This window comes from Sphingomonas sp., from assembly GCF_004799495.1.
Lineage (GTDB): Bacteria > Pseudomonadota > Alphaproteobacteria > Sphingomonadales > Sphingomonadaceae > Sphingomonas.
Window position 1 is genome coordinate 119131 of the sequence record NZ_SSMY01000014.1, and the last position, 16852, is coordinate 135982.

A 16852-nucleotide genomic window follows, 5' to 3' on the forward strand; every position below is an offset into this window, starting at 1 on the left:
TTTGCCCTATCGCGGTAACTCGTTAAAACGCCCGCTTCCCTCCGCCCGAAAGGCCTGTCCATGATTTCAATTCTCGCCCTGTTCCTTCAAGCCGCTGCCCCTGCCGCCGCACCTGCTCCGTGGACCGTGACGCCGCGCCCCAATGCCGATCCCACGATCACCTCGACCGTGCTCGGCACGCCGTCGAGCGACGGCAATGCGACGCTTCGCCTGCGCTGCGATTCGGGCAAGGAGCGGATTGTTTCCGTCCAGCTGTTCACCAAAACGCCGCTGGGCGGTCCGCCCGACCGGCCGGTGACCTTCACGATCGACGGCGGCACGCCGATGGGCTCGAACTGGGAGTTCGTCGAAAAGGGCGCATACGTGCGCGATGACATGGCGGTGACGACGCTGACCACCGCGATTGCCGGCGGCAAAGTCATAAAGGTCCACACCACGACGGCGCAGGGCGAGCCGATCGACGCGACCTTCGCGGGGCCGCCGTCGGCTGCCCCGGTCACGACCTTGCTCGCGGGTTGCGGCTATACGCTCGGCACGCCGCCGGTGCGCGCGCCGCTGCCGGCAGCCACCCCCGCGCCGAAGTGAAGCTCGGCCGGCTCAATCACGTCGGGGTGGCGACGCCGTCGATCGCCGATGCCATCCCGTATTGGCGTGACGTGATGGGCGCGACCGCGATCGGGGAGCCGTTCGACTTGCCCGCGCAAGGTGTGAAGGTGTGCTTCGTCGACACACCCAACACGCAGATCGAGCTGATCGAGCCGTACGATGCGAGTTCGCCGATCGCGGTGTTCATCGCCAAGAACCCGGGCGGCGGGCAGCACCATGTGTGCTACGAAGTGCCCGATATCGACGAGGCGAAGGCCTGGTTCGAGGCCAAGGGCGCACGTGTGCTCGGCGAGCCGCGGATCGGCGCGCACGGGACGCCGATCTTCTTTGTCCACCCGAAGGACATGGGCGGCGTCCTGACCGAGTTTATGGAGACGCCCAAGGGCGCGCATTGAGGGGGATCGATTGGGGTACGAGCACATCCTGACCGAACGGCGCGGCGACGTGCTCGTCGTCACGCTCAACCGGCCCGACCGGCTCAACGCCGCGCCACCGGCGATGTTCGGGGAGATTCGCGAGGCGCTAGGCAAGCTCGACGGCGCGCGAGCCGTGTTGATCGCGGGGGCGGGGCGGGCATTCTGCTCGGGCGCCGATGTCGGCGGCGGAGCGCTGACCGCCGCGGCACAGGGTCTCGATCCGGGCGAGGCGACGTATGACGCGCTGACCAACGGCTACAACCCGACGCTGACCGCGATGGCCGACCTTGGCGTGCCGGTGGTCACCGCTGTGCGCGGGCCGGCGGCGGGGATTGGGTGCAGCCTCGCGCTCGCCGCCGATTTCTGCGTCGCGAGCGAGACCGCCTATTTCCTCCAGGCGTTCGTCAATATCGGGCTGGTCCCCGACGGCGGCGCGAGCTGGATGCTGACCCGGCTGATCGGTCGCGCGCGGGCGAGCGAGATGATGATGCTGGGCGAGCGAGTCCCCGCCGCCAAGGCGCTCGACTGGGGGATGATTCACCGCGTGGTCGACGACGACTTGCTCGACCATGAAGGGTTCGCGCTGGCCGAGCGGCTCGCGGCGGGGCCGACCGTCGCGCTCGGGCTGATGCGCCGCCAGCTCCATGCGAGCCTCGCCGACGATTACGAAGGTGCGATGCTGCGCGAGGCCGAGAACCAGCGCGCCGCGCGCGGCACCGCCGATGCGATGGAAGGCGGGATGGCCTTCCTGCAAAAGCGCAAAGCCGAATTCCGGGGGCAATAGTGACATCCGCGCGTGTCGAGGCGTAAGGCACGGCGATGACCGGAAAACCGACGATCGACGACTGGCAGGCGCTCGCCGCGAAGGAAGTGAAGGGCGCCGACCTCACTTGGCACACGCCCGAGGGGATCGACGTCAAGCCGCTCTACACCGCCGCCGACGTCGCCGCCGATCCGGGTCTCCCCGGCTTCGCGCCGTTCACCCGCGGGGTGCGCGCGTCGATGTATGCGGGCCGCCCGTGGACGATCCGCCAGTACGCCGGCTTCTCGACCGCCGAAGCCTCCAACGCCTTCTACCGCCGCAACCTCGCCGCCGGGCAGAAGGGCCTCAGCGTCGCGTTCGATCTCGCGACGCACCGCGGCTACGACAGCGACCATCCGCGTGTTATGGGCGACGTCGGCAAGGCCGGGGTCGCGATCGACACGATCGACGACATGAAGATCCTGTTCGACGGCATCCCGCTCGACAGGATGTCGGTGTCGATGACGATGAACGGCGCGGTGATCCCGATCCTCGCCTTCTTCATCGTCGCGGGCGAGGAGCAGGGGGTCGATCAATCGCAGCTCGACGGGACCATCCAGAACGACATCCTCAAGGAGTTCATGGTCCGCAACACGTACATCTACCCGCCCGAGCCGAGCATGCGGATCATCGCCGACATCATCGGCTACACCTCCGCGCACATGCCCAAATTCAACTCGATCTCGATCTCGGGCTATCACATCCAGGAAGCCGGCTCGACGATCGTCCAGGAGCTCGCCTTCACGCTCGCCGACGGCATGGCCTATGTGCGCGCGGCGCAGGCGGCGGGGCTCGACATCGACGCGTTCGCCGGGCGGCTGAGCTTCTTCTTCAACGTCGGCATGAACTTCTTCATGGAGATCGCCAAGCTCCGCGCGGCGCGGCTGCTGTGGCACCGCGCGATGACGATGCTGGGCGCGAAGCTCGACCGGTCGAAGATGCTGCGCACGCACTGCCAGACCAGCGGGGTGTCGCTGCAGGAGCAGGACCCCTACAACAACGTGATCCGCACGACGGTCGAGGCGATGGCGGCCGCGCTCGGCGGCACGCAAAGCCTCCACACCAACGCGCTCGACGAAGCGGTCGCGCTGCCGACCGATTTTACTGCCCGCATCGCGCGCAATACCCAGATCGTGCTGCAGGAGGAGACCGGCATCACCCGCGTCGCCGATCCGCTTGGGGGCTCGTATTATATCGAGGCGCTGACCGCCGAATTGGCCGAAAAAGCCTGGGCGCTGATCGAGCGCGCGGAGGCCGATGGCGGGATGGCCGCCGCGGTCGCCAAGGGCTGGCCCAAGGCGATGATCGAGGAAGCCGCCGCGGCGAAACAGGCGCGGGTCGATCGCGGCGAGGACGTGATCGTCGGGGTCAACAAATACCGGCTGGCCGAGGAAGCGCATCTCGACATCCTCGACGTCGACAACCACGCCGTGCGCGAGGCGCAAGTCGCGCGGATCGCGAAGGTCAAGGCGGGGCGCGACGAGGCGCGGTGTCAGGAGGCGCTCGAAGCGTTACGGGCCGGTTGCCGCAATCAAAATCCTCCCCGGCACGGGGAGGGGGACCGCTCGCCGGAGGCGAGTGGTGGAGGGGGCGGGCCACAGGGGGAATCGACCGAGGCGGCCCCCCCCTGTCAGCCTGCGGCTGTCACCCCCCCGTCCCGGGGGGGATTTGAAAACAACCTGCTGGCCCTCGCGGTCGAATGTGCGCGGGCGCGCGCGACGCTTGGCGAAATCTCGTCGGCGATGGAGGATGTGTTCGGGCGCTACGGCACCAACCCCACTCCGGTCAGCGGCATCTATGGTGGCGCATATGATGCCGACGCGCGGTGGGAAAATCTGCTGTCCGGCGTCGCCGCGACCGAGCGCCGCTTGGGCCGCAAGCCGCGCATGCTCGTCGCCAAGATGGGGCAGGACGGCCACGACCGCGGCGCCAATCTGGTCAGCAGCATGTTCGGCGATCTAGGCTTCGAGGTCGTCCCCGGCCCGCTGTTCCAGACCCCGCAGGAAGCCGCCGTGCTCGCGCTCGAAGAGGATGTCGACGTGGTCGGCGCCTCGAGCCTCGCGGCGGGGCACAAGACGCTGATCCCCGAACTGATCGGCCATCTGCGCGACGCCGGCCGCGCCGACATCAAAGTCATCGCCGGCGGCGTGATCCCCGCGCAGGACTACGATTTCCTGCGCGAGGCCGGCGTGCAGGCGATCTTCGGCCCCGGCACCAATCTGGTAAAGGCGGCGGAGGACGTGCTCCGCCTGCTCGGCCACAACATGCCGCCCGAAAGCGAGGCGGCGGAGTAATATGCCGACCGTGCTCAGGATCGGCGCGTTCCGCTTTATTTTTACAGTCATGAGCCCAACGAACCGCCGCACGTCCATGTCGATCGCGGCGACGCGACGATCAAGGTTTGGCTGATGCCGTGGAAGTCGCCAAGAGCCGCGGGTTTCGCGCGCACGAGATTGGTGGCATCGTCGCGATGGTTGACGCGCATCGCGCGCAGTTGCTGGAGGCGTGGCGTGAATATTTCGGCTAAAGTCACCGACGAGCGCGTTCTCGACGTGCGCTGTGACGACGCCAGCCTGATCGTCGATCTGATGGATGGCCGCACCATTTCGGTGCCGCTCGCCTGGTATCCCCGTTTGCTTCATGCGACACCCGCGCAACGCGCGGTCTGGGAAAAGGCAGGCGCCGGCCATGGCATCCATTGGCCCGAGATCGATGAGGATTTGAGCACCGAAGGACTGCTGCGTGGCGCTCCGGCACCAGCGAAGGCGGCGTAACGCATGATTCGCACGGACTGGACCCGCGAGCAAATCGCGGCGCTGTTCGACCTGCCGTTCACCGAGCTCGTCTTCCGTGCGGCCGAGGTGCACCGCGAACATCACGCCGCGAACGAAGTGCAACTCTCCACGCTCCTCTCGATCAAGACCGGCGGCTGCCCGGAGGATTGCGGCTATTGCTCGCAGTCATCGCATCACGAGACCGGCCTGAAGGCCACCAAGCTGATGGACGTCCGCGCCGTCCTCCAAGCCGCGGCGCAGGCGCGGGACAACGGCTCGACCCGCTTCTGCATGGGGGCGGCGTGGCGCAACCCCAAGGACAAGGACATTCCCGCGCTCGCCGAGATGGTGCGCGGGGTGCGCCAGATGGGGATGGAAACGTGCATGACGCTCGGCATGCTGACGCCCGGCCAGGCGGCGGCTTTGGGCGAGGCGGGGCTCGATTACTACAACCACAATATCGACACTTCGCCGGAGAATTACGCCAACGTCATTTCGACGCGCAGCTTCGAGGAGCGGATCGAGACGCTGGAGAATGTGCGCGGGGCGGGAATCAATGTCTGCTGCGGCGGGATCGTCGGAATGGGCGAAACCCGATCGGATCGCGTCGGCTTCATCCATGCGCTCGCCAGCCTGCCGGTGCATCCGGAGAGCGTGCCGATCAACGCGCTGGTGCCGGTCAAGGGCACGGTGCTCGGCGACATGCTCGCCGACACCCCGCTCGCGAAGATCGACGATATCGAGTTTGTGCGCACGGTGGCGGCCGCGCGGATCACGATGCCGGGGAGCATGGTGCGCCTCAGCGCGGGCCGCGAAAGCATGAGCGACGCGACGCAGGCTTTGTGCTTCCTGGCGGGCGCGAACTCGATCTTCACCGGCGACAAGCTGCTGACCGCGGGCAATGCCGGCGAGGACAAGGACGCCGCGCTGTTCGCGAAGCTGGGGCTGGCACCGATGGCGGCGGAGCAGCGTGCGATGGAGGCCGCGGAGTGACGGGAGACTGCAAGAATTGCGGTCATCCAATCGGCTATCACCACGATGCGGTGAACGACGGCGACGAAATGTTCTGCACGGTTCTGGATTGCGACTGTCCGGGCTATCGCGATGAAATAATCACCAGTCCGCAAACCGGCTCACGTGCCCGCGCGGAACAGTTGGGGAAGGCTTAGCTTGTTCAAGAAAATCCTGGTCGCCAATCGCGGCGAGATTGCGTGCCGCGTGATGCGCACCGCCAAGAAGATGGGGATCGCGACGGTCGCGGTCTATTCGGACGCCGACGCGCGCAGCCCGCACGTGCTGATGGCTGACGAGGCGGTGCGGCTTGGGCCGGCGCCGGCGGCGGAGAGCTATCTGCTCGCAGAGCTGATCCTCGATGCGGCGAAGGTGACGGGGGCGGACTGCATCCATCCGGGCTATGGCTTCCTGTCGGAGCGTGAGAGCTTCGCCAAGGCGTGCGCCGAGGCGGGGATCGCGTTCGTCGGCCCGCCGCCCAATGCGATCGCGGCGATGGGCGACAAGATCGAATCGAAGAAGCTCGCCAAGGCGGCGGGCGTCAACGTCGTCCCCGGCTTCTTGGGCGAGATCGCCGACACCGACGAGGCGGTGAAGATCGCCGGCGACATCGGCTATCCGGTGATGATGAAGGCCTCGGCCGGCGGCGGCGGCAAGGGGATGCGGCTGGCCTATTCGGAGCAGGATGTCCGCGAGGGGTTCGAGGCGACCAAGCGCGAGGGGCTCGCGTCGTTCGGCGACGACCGCGTGTTCATCGAGAAGTTCATCGAAAGCCCGCGCCACATCGAAATCCAGGTGATGGGCGACCAGCACGGCAACATCCTCTACCTCGGCGAGCGCGAATGCTCGGTCCAGCGCCGCCACCAGAAGGTGGTTGAGGAAGCGCCGTCGCCGTTCGTCACGCCCGCGATGCGGAAAAGCATGGGCGAGCAGGCGGTCGCGCTGGCGCGCGCGGTGGGATACTATTCGGCGGGCACGGTCGAGCTGATCGTGTCGGGCGCCGACACCACGGGGCAGGGCTTCTACTTCCTCGAGATGAATACCCGGCTGCAGGTCGAGCATCCGGTGACCGAGGCGATCACCGGGCTCGACCTGGTCGAACTGATGATCCGCGTCGCGGCGGGCGAGAAACTGCCGCTGACGCAGGAGCAGGTAACGCTCAACGGCTGGGCGATCGAGAACCGCGTCTATGCCGAGGACCCGTATCGCGGGTTCCTGCCCAGCATCGGCCGGCTGATCCGCTACGACCCGCCGGCGAGCGAGGACACGCCGTACGGCGCGACCGCGAGCCATGCCTACGTCCGCGTCGACGACGGCGTCGCCGAGGGCGGCGAGGTGTCGATGTTCTACGACCCGATGATCGCCAAATTGATCACCTGGGCGCCGACGCGCGAAGAGGCGATCGACGAGCAGATCGCGGCGCTCGACGCGTTCGAGATCGACGGGCCGGGCAACAATTTGGATTTCCTGTCGGCGCTGATGCAGCACCCGCGCTTCCGCGAGGGCGCGCTGACCACGGGGTTCATCGCCGAGGAATATCCCGATGGATTCCACGGCGCGCCGGCATCGGCCGAATTGCTCAAATCGCTCGCCGCGATCGCCGCCTTCGCCGCGACCGCCGAGGCCGACCGCGCGCGTCGGATCGACGGTCAGCTCGGCAAGCGGTTGCGCCCGCCGTCGGCGTGGACAGTGCGGATTGACGGGGCGGATCATGACGTGTCGGTTTCGACCGACGGCGTGAGCGTAGACGGCGCCGACCTCGATATCGCGCTCGAATACACGCCGGGGGACCGGTACGTGACGGCAGAGATCGACGGCGCAGCGCTGACGGTGAAGATCGCGCGCACCCGCTCGGGCTTCAAGCTGACCGCGCGCGGCGCAAGCCATGTCGCGCGCGTGTTGCCGACCGGCGTCGCGGCGTTCGCGCACCACCTGATCGAGAAGGTCCCGCCCGACCTCTCCAAATTCCTGATCGCGCCGATGCCGGGGCTGCTCGTGCGGCTCGATGTCAAGGCGGGCGACAGCGTCCAGCCGGGCCAGCCGCTCGCGGTGGTCGAGGCGATGAAGATGGAGAATATCCTGCGCGCGGAGAAGGCGGCAACGGTCAAGTCGGTCGAAGCCAAAGCCGGCGACAGCCTGGCGGTCGATCAGGTAATCTTGGAACTGGAGTAGGGCTCAGCGCCGCCCGCCAAACTTGGCGAGCAGTTCGGCCAGTTCGTCCTCGGTATCGACGTCGATCAATTCCTCGGGGCTGGCGATGACGTGCCGCCCGGCGAGGATCATGTCGCGCGCCCCGGTGTCGCCCTCCAGCTGTTCGAGCGCATCGAACCGCGCACTGCCGAACAGCACCGGCGGGCGCGGGCGCACGCCGTCGCTCGACGCGACGACGGTATCGGGTCCGTGCTGCGCGTCGAACAGGCGGTGGATCTGCGTCGCGGTGATGCGCGGCATATCGGCGAGTGCGATCAGCACCGCGTCGATGCCACCCTGCCGCGCCGCCTGCACGCCGAGCCGGACCGATGACGAAAGACCGTCCTCCGGCCGGAGATTATGGACGACCTCATAGCCGCGCGCCGCATAGTCGAGCCGGCCGCCATCCTTCACGACGATCCGCTTGGCGAACGGTACCGCTTCCAGCGCGGTGACGGCGTGCATCCCGAGCGGCTGGCCCAGGAAGATTTCGGTCAGCTTGTCGGACAGCCCGAACCGTTCGGACTTCCCCGCGGCGAGCAGGATCAGCGCGGTATTGTCAGGCGCGATCATGGAGCGCTTTTGTTGTGGAACTGGGCGACCATTGCCGCGGCGATCGACAGCGCGATCTCGGCAGGGCCGATCGCGCCGATATCGAGGCCCGCGGGCGCGTCGATGCGGTCGAGGTCGGCTTCGGCAACACCAGCTGCCGCCAGCCGCTCGCGCCGCGCGGCGTGGCTGCGGCGCGATCCCAATGCGGCGACGTAGCCGGTCGGCGCGGCGAGCGCGGCTTCCAGCGCGGGGTCGTCGATCTTGGTATCGTGGCTCAGCGTCACGACCGCGGTCGACGGGCCGGGCCTTAACGCCGCGACCGCTTCGTCGGGCCAGCGATCGTCAAGCGCGACGCCGGGAAAGCGCTCCTCGGTCAAAAACCGGGCGCGCGGGTCGATCACGGTGGTCGCGATGCCAAGCTCGCGCGCGAGGCCCGCGAGCGCCTGTGCGATCTGCACCGCGCCGACGATCAACAGCCGGCGTGGCGGGTCGTAGCGGTTGACGAACGCGGCGCCCTCCAGCGGTCGCACACTCGACTGGCCGGTGTCGAGGTCGGTCGTAACGGTCAGCGCATTGCCCGCCTCGCGCGCCTCGGCGATGCGGTCGAACAATTCGGGGTCGAACCCGGCGGCCGACACCGGCTGGACCATCACCGAAATCTCGCCGCCGCATGGCAAGCCGACTTCCCACGCCGCCGCATCGGCCACGCCGTACTGCTTCACCTGGAATGGCGCGCCCGCGATGACCTCGGCGGCGGTGGTCAGGATGTCGTTCTCGACGCAGCCGCCCGACACGGAGCCTTCGAACCGGCCGTCCTGGTGGACGATCATGTGGCTCCCGCGCGGGCGTGGCGCCGATCCCCAGGTCGAGACGACGGTGGCGAGCGCCATCGGCGCGCCGGCCCAGGCGCTCGCGGCGGCGATGACGGCGTCGTTATCGGCCATAAATCCTCCCCGCTTGCGGGGAGGGGGACCAGCGAAGCTGGTGGAGGGGGGGCGCCGCAAGCGATACCGAGGAGGCGACCCCCCTCCGACGCGCTGCGCGCGCCACCTCCCCGTAAACGGGGAGGATTTTTGACATCCTCATACCGGTGGCAATCCGGCGAGCAATTTGTCGAGCGTCACCGGGAAATCGCGCACCCGCACGCCGCACGCATTGTAGATCGCGTTCGCCACCGCCGCGCCCGCGCCGGAAATGCCGAGCTCGCCGACCGCCTTCGCGCCGACCGGGTTGGCGCTGTCGTCGATTTGCTCGATGAAATGGCACTCGACGGCGGGTGCGTCGGCGTGAACCGCGACGTGGTACTCGCCGAAGTCGGGATTGACGAACTGGCCGGTGCGCGTGTCGACCACCGCGTCTTCGGACAGCGCGTAGCCGATCCCCCAGATCATCCCGCCGACCATCTGGTTGCGCGCGGTCTTCTCGTTCATCACGCGCCCGACGTCGAACACGCCGATCAGGCGGCGGACGCGGACTTCGCCGGTGACGGCGTTGACCGCGACCTCGGCGAATTGCGCGCCGTGGCTCGCCTGGCTGGTGCGGCGGCTTTCGGCGCCCGGCTCCATGTTGCCGGTCGCGACGATCGGTTTGTCGACCAGGTCGGCGATCGGGACCGAGCGCTTGCCGACGCTGACGCAGCTGTCCTTGAGCGCCAGCTCCCCGGGCGCGGCGTTCATGCGCAGCGCCAGTTGGGCGAGGATTTCCTCGCACGCCAACGCGACCGCCGACCCCGATGACCCAGCTCCGAATGACCCGCCCGACCCGGCGCTGGCGGGGTAATCGGTGTCGCCCAGCCGCACGTCGATCCGGTCGGCCGGCAGCCCGAGCATCTCGCCCGCGACTTGCGCCAGGATCGTGTAGGTGCCCGTGCCGATATCGGTCATGTCGGTCTCGATCACCGCGCGGCCTTCGGGCGTCAGCGTCACACGCGCCTCGCTGTTGACGGTGAAATTGCCGCGCAACGCCGCCGCCATGCCCATCCCGATCAGCCATTCGCCGTCGGTGACCGATCCCGGGGCGGCTTCCCGCTGGTCCCAACCGAAGCGCCTGGCGCCCTCGTCATAGCATTGCGTCATCAGTCGGGTCGAAAACGGCTTGCCGCTGGTCGGGTCGCTCTCCGGCTCGTTTCGCTTCCTCAGTTCGATCGGATCGAGCCCGAGCTGTTCGGCCAGCTCGTCCATCGCGCATTCGACCGCGAAGGTGCCGACCGCCTCGCCTGGCGCGCGGACCGCGCCACTCGGCGGCAAATCGACGCGGGTCAGCGCCGTGGTGAACTTGCGGTTCTCGGCGGCGTAGAGCGGCAGCGTGCCGAACGGCACCGGCTCGAGGAAACCCTTGCCGTCCTTTTGCGATGTCACGCTTTCGTGCGCGAAGGCGCTGATCCGGCCTTCCTTGTCGCACCCGATGCGGACGCGCTGGACGGTGTCGCCGCGATGATGGACGATGGCCGCGGTCTGGCGGCGCGGGAGCGAAATCTTCACCGGCCGGCCCAGATCGCGCGCGGCGGCGGCGGCCAGCACCGTCTCGGGCCCGACCCCGGTCTTTCCGCCGAATCCGCCGCCGACATAGGGCGCGAGGATGCGGACGCGCTCCTTGTCGATTCCCAGCGCCCTGGCGATGGTCGACCGCGCGCCGCCCAGCACCTGGAGCGAGGCGCGCAGCACCAAGTTATCGCCCTCCCACCACGCGGTCGCGGCATGCGGTTCGAGCGCGGCGGGGAAGTGCGGCGGGGTGGTGTAAATCTGGTCGAACTGGATTTCAGCGGCGTCGATCGCCTTGTCGACATCGCCCTTCACGATGGTCGGGAGGAATCCGATGCCGTGATCCTCGATCACCGGCTGGTCGCGCGGATCGTAGCGGCCCTCGCGCTCGTCATATGTCACCAAAACCGCCAGCGCGGCGGCGCGCGCGGCCTCGAGCGTTTCGGCGACGACCAGCCCGACCGGCTGGCCGAAATGGTCGATCTCGCGCGTCCAGCCCGGCATCGGCTCCTGCGAATTGCCGCCGCTCGATACGAATTGTTCGTGGTCGGTGATGATCGCGACGACGCCGGGCATCGCCTCGGCGGCGGCACTATCGATCATGGTGACGGTTCCGCAGCCGATCGTCGCGCCGATTACGTGTGCGAAGAGTGTCCCTTCGGGCGCACCCTCGACGGCGTATTGCGCGGTGCCGGTGACCTTGAGCGGGCCTTCGTAGCGGTCGACCGGCTTCCCGATCAGTCCCTGCTGGCCTTTGTCGAGCCCCGCGGGGCGATAGGGCGCGTCCATCACGATATCGTTCATGATCTCGCCTCCGGGGTGCTACGGTTACGAAATCACCCTAGCCCGGAATCGGTCCTCGCATGCAACGCTTTCTCGCCATTCTCCTCGCCGCCGCACTGGCCTCGCCGCTCGCAAGCGCGCAAGGTGGGCGGGTGAAGTCGCTCAGCAGCCCCATTGTCATCGGCCATCGCGGCGCCAGCGGAGAGCGGCCCGAACATACGCTCGCGAGCTACGAGGTCGCGATCGCTGACGGCGCCGACTTCATCGAGCCCGACTTGGTGCTGACCAAGGATAACGTGTTCGTCGCGCGGCACGAGAACGACATTACCGGCACCACCGACGTCGCGAACCACCCCGAATTCGCCAGCCGCAAGACGACCAAGACGATCGACGGCGAGAAGCACACCGGCTGGTTCACCGAGGATTTCACGCTCGCCGAATTGAAGACGCTGCGCGCGAAGGAACGCTTGCCGCAACTTCGCCCCGCCAATGCCGCCTATGACGGCAAATACACGATCCCGACGCTCGCCGAGATCATCGCGCTGGCGAAGAAACGGTCGAAGGAACTGGGCCGGACGATCGGCATCTATCCCGAGACCAAGCACCCGACCTACTTCGCGTCGATCGGCTTGCCGATGGAGCGGCACCTGGTCGCCGAGCTGAAGGCGGCGGGGTGGGATTCGGCGACCGCGCCGGTGTTCATCCAGAGCTTTGAGGTGAACAACCTCAAGTTCCTCCACACGATCACCAAGATTCGCCTGATCCAGCTGATGGATGGGAGCGGCGGCCCCGCCGACAACGCCACGCCAAGCTATGCGTCGATGATCACGCCCGTTGGGCTGAAGGCGGTATCGGCCTATGCCTGGGGGATCGGGCCGAACAAGGACATGGTCGACAAGGGCGAGGGGACGCCGACGACTTTGGTCGCCGATGCGCACAAGGCGAGGTTGCGGGTCCATGTCTGGACTTTCCGCGCGGAGAATTTCTTCCTGCCCGCGAGCCTCAGGGTCGGGGCGAACCCGCTCGATCACGGCAATGTCGCGGAGGCGATGCGGCGCCAGCTCGCGCTGGGGATTGATGGATTTTTCACCGATTTTCCGCTAATTGGCGCGACCGCGCGGAATGCCTATCGGGCCACGCCCAAGAAGTAGATCGGGACCAGTATGCGTAAATTTCTCGTCCTGACGACGCTGCCGTTGCTGGCCAGCGGGTGCATCTCGACCGTCGGCAAGATCGTCACCGCGCCGGTCAAGGTTGTGAGCAAGGGCGTCGACTGGGCCACCACGAGCCAGTCCGAGGCCGACCGCAACTACGGCAAGAAGATGCGCAAGGCCGAAGAGCGCGAAGGCCGCGAGCGCAAGGAGCACGACAAGGCGTGCCGCAAGGACCCGGCGAATTGCGGCCCGTACACCGGTTTCCGCGCGCACCCCGGCGAGCGCGATCCCGACCCCACGCCGCAGGACTAATTCCCGCCCAGCACCTCGGCGATCGCGCGCAAGGTCGCGGGGTGCATCTGAACGCCCATGTGGCTGCTCACGACCTCGATCGATCGCGCATGCTCATCGTGACAGATCGCGCCATTGACCAGCCCGTCGCTCGCGCTCCAGATCGCGGTCGCGGGGACCGGTAACGCCGCGGCGATCTCTTCGCGACGCGCGATCACGCCGGGGCTGTCGATCTTCTCGCCCGACAGCCATTCGAACACGCGCCACACGTTGGTCGCGCGCGGATCGCCCGCGAAGGGCGAGCTGACGGTGATGACCTCGCGCACCAGATCGGGCTCGCGATGCGCCGCGAACCGCGCGATGATCCCGCCCAGGCTGACGCCGATCAGCGTGACCGGCTCCCCCGCATCGGCATGATATTGGCGGAGCCGCGCGAGCAGTTTCTCGCCTTCGCCAATCGTCCGCGCGCCGGCGTTGCGACCCAGTTTCCACCCTTCGACGCGGTAGCCGAGCGCGGTCAGGTAGCGCTTCATCACGATGTTCGACCGGTCCGAATTGATAAGACCCGGCAGCAGCATGATCGGCCGCCCGTCGCCCGGTGGCGCCTTCATCAGCTCGGGCCACGCCTTGGGGATGCTCGCGATCGTGCCGAGCATGCGCGGCAGTTCGGCTGCCCATTGCGCCTTGGACGGTGCGTGATGTGTATCGATTTCTTTCACCACTGGACCCGTGATAGATGGTTTCGATGGCAACCGAAACGCACGTGCTCGATTCTCCGCCGCCCGGCGCGGCCGCCGACTGGTCGATCCCGCAGGACTGGGCGCATTATACGGCGGAGGAGCATGCGACGTGGGACACGTTGTTCGCGCGTCAGGCGAAGTTGCTCCCCGGCCGCGCGTCGGAGGCGTATCTGCGCGGGCTCGACGTGCTCAAGCTGTCGAAGCCCGGCATTCCCGATTTCGCGGAACTGTCCGACCGGCTGATGAAGCTGACCGGGTGGCAAGTGATTGCGGTGCCCGGCCTCGTCCCCGACGACGTGTTCTTCGACCATATGGCCAACCGCCGCTTCGTCGCGGGCAATTTCATTCGCCGCCCCGACCAGCTCGATTATCTCCAGGAACCCGACGTCTTCCACGACGTGTTCGGCCACGTGCCGATGCTCGCCGACCCGGTGTTCGGTGATTATCTCGCTGCCTATGGCCGGGGCGGGCAGCGCGCGCTGGGACTCGACGCGCTCAAATATCTCGGGCGGCTGTACTGGTACACGGTCGAATTCGGGCTGATCGCGGAGCCCGAGGGGCTGCGCATCTACGGCTCTGGGATCGTGTCGAGCTATTCGGAAAGCCAGTTCGCGCTCGACGATCCCAGCCCGAACCGGATAGGTTTCGACCTCGCACGCGTGATGCGCACCGAATACCGGATCGACGATTTCCAGCAGAATTATTTCGTCATTCCGAGCTTCGACGAGCTGCTCCGCGTCACCGTCGAAACCGACTTCGCGCCGCTGTACGACGAATTGAAGGCGCAGCCCGATATTCCCGTCGCCGAAATCGTTGCTGGCGATGACGTGATGACGCGCGGGACGCAGGAGTATGCGCGCTCGAAAGCCTAGATATCGAGCGCCCAGCCGTCGCGGCCCTTGGGATCGATCGGCGTCGTTGGGATGTAGCGTTGCGCGCCCGCTTTGAGCGTCAGGATCGTCCAGTCGCCGCGCACTTCGGCGTCGGTGAGCGTGCAGCCGCAGGCGGCGTAGGCATCGACAACTTGTTTGCGCTGCGTCTCCAGCAGGCCAGCCAGCAGGATCGTCGCATCGGGCGTGGCGATCGCGGCGAGCTCGGGCGCCATCGACACGAGCGGACCCGCTAGCACGTTGGCGATAACGAGATCGTATGGTGCGCCGGCGGTGATCCGATCGTCGAGCGCGCCGTCGGCGACGATCAGGTCGATCGCCTCGACCACGTTCGCCGCCATGTTGTCGCGCGTGACGAGGATCGCGGCCGGGTCGATATCGGTCGCGGCGACGCGGGCGACGGGCCACAGATGCCGCGCGGCGAAGGCGAGCAGGCCGGTGCCGGTGCCGATGTCGATGATGTTCGCGAACTCGCGCTGTGCCATGGCGTCGAGCGCTTTCAGGCACCCCGAAGTTGTCGCATGATGCCCGGTCCCGAACGCTTGCCCGGCGTCGATCAGGAACGCGCGGCCCCCGGCGGGCGCTTCGACCGGGTGCGCGCTGGTGTGGACGACGAAGCGCCCTTCGGCGATCGGCTCGAGCCCCGCCTGGCTCATCGTGACCCAGTCCTGCGCGGTTAGCGGTTCGATCGTCGGCTCGGCGCCGCCCGCGCTCGGCACCAGCGCATGAAGCGCCGCGATCATCGCCGCGTCGGGCTGCTCCTCGGTATAGGCGTCGAGCCGCCACGTCTCACGGTCATCCTCGATCGTCTCGCTCGTCATCAGCACCGCGTCGATCGCGAGGTCGTCCGCCGCGTCGATCGCTTCCGCCTCTGCGCGTGTGCAGGGGAAACTTGTCTTCCAGCTATCGACCGGGCCGTCAGCGGACATAGCTCGCCCCGTTCACGTCGATCACCGCGCCGGTCATCGACGGCGGGGCGGTGAGCGCGAGGTACGCGACCGCGTTCGCCACCTCGTCCGGATCGGCGACGCGGCCGAGCGGGATGTCGGCGAGCAATTTGTCGCCGCCGCGGCTGGCGAGATAATCCTCGGCCATCCCGGTCATCGTGAAGCCGGGGCACACCGCGAACGCCAGCACACCGCCCGCCGCGTAGCCGCGCGCGATGCTCTTGGTCATCGCGACCATCCCGGCCTTGGACGCGGCGTAATGCCAGTGCGCGGGCGAATCGCCGCGATAGGCGGCGCGGCTGGCGACGTTGACGATCCGGCCCCCGGTCCCGCGATTCTGCCAATGCTTGATGGCAAACCGGCACAGTTCGGCGCTGGCGGTCAAGTTGATCCGCATCGTGCGTTCCCAATTCGCGACCCACGCATCGTCGTCCTGGTCGATCGGGTTCGCCTCGAACACGCCGGCATTGTTGATCAGCACGTCGATGCTGCCGAGTTGATGGAGAGCGGCGTCCCACAGATGGCGCGGGCCGGCGGGGTCGGCGAAGTCGGCGGCGATGCCGCTCGCGGTGCCGTGGCCGACGAAGGTGACGCCGGGCGTCGCGGACAAGGTGGCGGCGATCGCCGCGCCGATGCCGCGGCTGCTGCCGGTGAGGAGGATGTTGGTCATGCGCGCTGCTGTAGCGCGCGCGCGGTCAGGCCGCCACGCCCGCCGAGAAATCGTCCGCCGCGCCCTTCAGTCCGCCGAGCCGGTCGTCGACGTCGCCGACATCCTGCGCCAGCGCGCCCATTTCGCGCGCCACGCTTTCGGTGTCTTCGCGGATCGTCGCGATCGTGTGCGCCATCGAATCGGCGGCGAGCGCGGTCTCGTCGACCGCGGCGGTGATCGCGGTCACGGTCTGCGCCTGGATCTCCATCGCGTCGCGGATGCGCTCCGCCGATTGCTGCACCTCGCCGACGGTCGCCTTGATCGACGCATTGGTGTCGACGGTCGAGCGTGTGGCGGACTGGATCGCGGCGATCTTAGCAGCGATGTCGTCGGTCGCGCGCGCGGTCTGGTTGGCGAGGCTTTTCACTTCCTGTGCCACGACCGCGAAGCCGCGGCCGGCATCGCCCGCGCGCGCGGCCTCGATCGTCGCGTTGAGCGCGAGCAAATTGGTCTGGCCGGCAATGTCGCGGATCAAGCCGAGGATCGATTCGATCGACTTGGCGTGCT

At 67.6% G+C, this 16852-nt stretch carries 18 protein-coding genes; 11 read left to right on the forward strand and 7 right to left on the reverse strand.

The features are described 5' to 3' along the window. Positions 1-60 precede the first annotated feature (60 nt). From E7773_RS15430 to E7773_RS15465, 8 genes are all read left to right on the forward strand, one after another. Positions 61-585: a hypothetical protein gene (locus tag E7773_RS15430; protein WP_293993097.1), complete on the forward strand. Its 525-nt coding sequence runs from the start codon at positions 61-63 to the stop codon at positions 583-585. Further along, positions 582-1001, forward strand: coding sequence for a methylmalonyl-CoA epimerase (mce, locus tag E7773_RS15435; protein WP_293993099.1), 420 nt, complete (start codon positions 582-584; stop codon positions 999-1001). The genes E7773_RS15430 and mce overlap by 4 nt, the downstream gene beginning before the upstream one ends. Positions 1002-1011: 10 nt before the next feature. Then, a complete protein-coding gene (locus E7773_RS15440) occupies positions 1012-1806 on the forward strand; it encodes an enoyl-CoA hydratase-related protein (protein ID WP_293993102.1) in 795 nt (264 codons plus the stop codon). 35 nt (positions 1807-1841) lie between these two features. Further along, positions 1842-4118: a methylmalonyl-CoA mutase gene (gene scpA, locus E7773_RS15445; protein WP_293993105.1), complete on the forward strand. Its 2277-nt coding sequence runs from the start codon at positions 1842-1844 to the stop codon at positions 4116-4118. A 107-nt stretch (positions 4119-4225) separates the two neighbouring features. Next, positions 4226-4351, forward strand: a complete 126-nt coding sequence (locus tag E7773_RS15450) for a hypothetical protein (RefSeq protein WP_293993108.1) — start codon at positions 4226-4228, stop codon at positions 4349-4351. Further along, positions 4335-4598: a DUF2442 domain-containing protein gene (locus E7773_RS15455; RefSeq protein WP_293993111.1), complete on the forward strand. Its 264-nt coding sequence runs from the start codon at positions 4335-4337 to the stop codon at positions 4596-4598. Before E7773_RS15450 ends, E7773_RS15455 begins: the two co-directional genes overlap by 17 nt. A 3-nt stretch (positions 4599-4601) precedes the next feature. Beyond that, positions 4602-5591, forward strand: coding sequence for a biotin synthase BioB (bioB, locus tag E7773_RS15460; RefSeq protein WP_293993112.1), 990 nt, complete (start codon positions 4602-4604; stop codon positions 5589-5591). A gap of 177 nt (positions 5592-5768) precedes the next feature. Further along, a complete protein-coding gene (locus tag E7773_RS15465) occupies positions 5769-7781 on the forward strand; it encodes an acetyl/propionyl/methylcrotonyl-CoA carboxylase subunit alpha (RefSeq protein WP_293993114.1) in 2013 nt (670 codons plus the stop codon). Between the two features lie 3 nt (positions 7782-7784). Here E7773_RS15465 and E7773_RS15470 read toward each other — a convergent pair whose 3' ends face one another. From E7773_RS15470 to E7773_RS15480, 3 genes are all read right to left on the reverse strand, one after another. Continuing rightward, positions 7785-8372, reverse strand: coding sequence for a nucleotidyltransferase family protein (locus tag E7773_RS15470; RefSeq protein WP_293993115.1), 588 nt, complete (start codon positions 8370-8372; stop codon positions 7785-7787). Continuing rightward, entirely contained in the window at positions 8369-9295 is a 927-nt protein-coding gene (locus E7773_RS15475; RefSeq protein ID WP_293993117.1) for an XdhC family protein, read from the reverse strand. Before E7773_RS15475 ends, E7773_RS15470 begins: the two co-directional genes overlap by 4 nt. A 138-nt stretch (positions 9296-9433) precedes the next feature. Continuing rightward, positions 9434-11635, reverse strand: a complete 2202-nt coding sequence (locus tag E7773_RS15480; RefSeq protein ID WP_293993120.1) for a xanthine dehydrogenase family protein molybdopterin-binding subunit — start codon at positions 11633-11635, stop codon at positions 9434-9436. A gap of 59 nt (positions 11636-11694) precedes the next feature. On the opposite strand from E7773_RS15480, the gene E7773_RS15485 reads away from it, so the two are divergent. Together E7773_RS15485 and E7773_RS15490 are read left to right on the forward strand one after the other, a co-directional pair. Next, on the forward strand, positions 11695-12765 hold the full coding sequence (locus tag E7773_RS15485; protein WP_293993123.1) for a glycerophosphodiester phosphodiesterase: 1071 nt from the start codon (positions 11695-11697) through the stop codon (positions 12763-12765). A 12-nt stretch (positions 12766-12777) separates the two neighbouring features. Beyond that, complete coding sequence (locus E7773_RS15490; RefSeq protein ID WP_293993125.1) at positions 12778-13080, forward strand: hypothetical protein; 303 nt, start codon at positions 12778-12780, stop codon at positions 13078-13080. Here E7773_RS15490 and E7773_RS15495 read toward each other — a convergent pair. Continuing rightward, entirely contained in the window at positions 13077-13778 is a 702-nt protein-coding gene (locus E7773_RS15495; RefSeq protein ID WP_293993126.1) for an alpha/beta fold hydrolase, read from the reverse strand. The two genes, E7773_RS15490 and E7773_RS15495, sit on opposite strands and share 4 nt — an antisense overlap. A 26-nt stretch (positions 13779-13804) precedes the next feature. On the opposite strand from E7773_RS15495, the gene phhA reads away from it, so the two are divergent. Next, positions 13805-14671 carry a phenylalanine 4-monooxygenase gene (gene phhA / locus E7773_RS15500; protein ID WP_293993129.1) on the forward strand — a complete coding sequence of 289 codons (867 nt, stop codon included), beginning with the start codon at positions 13805-13807 and terminating at the stop codon, positions 14669-14671. Here the strand turns inward: phhA and E7773_RS15505 are convergent. The 3 genes from E7773_RS15505 to E7773_RS15515 all read right to left on the reverse strand — a co-directional run. After that, on the reverse strand, positions 14668-15618 hold the full coding sequence (locus tag E7773_RS15505) for a 50S ribosomal protein L11 methyltransferase (protein WP_293993131.1): 951 nt from the start codon (positions 15616-15618) through the stop codon (positions 14668-14670). The two genes, phhA and E7773_RS15505, sit on opposite strands and share 4 nt — an antisense overlap. Beyond that, positions 15608-16306 carry an SDR family oxidoreductase gene (locus E7773_RS15510; RefSeq protein ID WP_293993134.1) on the reverse strand — a complete coding sequence of 233 codons (699 nt, stop codon included), beginning with the start codon at positions 16304-16306 and terminating at the stop codon, positions 15608-15610. The genes E7773_RS15505 and E7773_RS15510 overlap by 11 nt, the downstream gene beginning before the upstream one ends. A 25-nt stretch (positions 16307-16331) precedes the next feature. Further along, positions 16332-16852: methyl-accepting chemotaxis protein (locus tag E7773_RS15515; RefSeq protein WP_293993137.1), on the reverse strand; the 521-nt coding region annotated here is incomplete at its 5' end.

Excerpts from the sequence above, each read along its gene's own strand:
- E7773_RS15430 (WP_293993097.1), top strand. The coding sequence starts at position 61 with ATGATTTCAATTCTCGCCCTGTTCCTTCAAGCCGCTGCCCCTGCCGCC.
- scpA (WP_293993105.1), top strand. The coding sequence starts at position 1,842 with ATGACCGGAAAACCGACGATCGACGACTGGCAGGCGCTCGCCGCGAAG.
- bioB (WP_293993112.1), top strand. The coding sequence starts at position 4,602 with ATGATTCGCACGGACTGGACCCGCGAGCAAATCGCGGCGCTGTTCGAC.
- E7773_RS15470 (WP_293993115.1), bottom strand. The coding sequence starts at position 8,372 with ATGATCGCGCCTGACAATACCGCGCTGATCCTGCTCGCCGCGGGGAAG.
- E7773_RS15475 (WP_293993117.1), bottom strand. The coding sequence starts at position 9,295 with ATGGCCGATAACGACGCCGTCATCGCCGCCGCGAGCGCCTGGGCCGGC.
- E7773_RS15480 (WP_293993120.1), bottom strand. The coding sequence starts at position 11,635 with ATGAACGATATCGTGATGGACGCGCCCTATCGCCCCGCGGGGCTCGAC.
- E7773_RS15485 (WP_293993123.1), top strand. The coding sequence starts at position 11,695 with ATGCAACGCTTTCTCGCCATTCTCCTCGCCGCCGCACTGGCCTCGCCG.
- E7773_RS15490 (WP_293993125.1), top strand. The coding sequence starts at position 12,778 with ATGCGTAAATTTCTCGTCCTGACGACGCTGCCGTTGCTGGCCAGCGGG.
- phhA (WP_293993129.1), top strand. The coding sequence starts at position 13,805 with ATGGCAACCGAAACGCACGTGCTCGATTCTCCGCCGCCCGGCGCGGCC.
- E7773_RS15505 (WP_293993131.1), bottom strand. The coding sequence starts at position 15,618 with ATGTCCGCTGACGGCCCGGTCGATAGCTGGAAGACAAGTTTCCCCTGC.
- E7773_RS15510 (WP_293993134.1), bottom strand. The coding sequence starts at position 16,306 with ATGACCAACATCCTCCTCACCGGCAGCAGCCGCGGCATCGGCGCGGCG.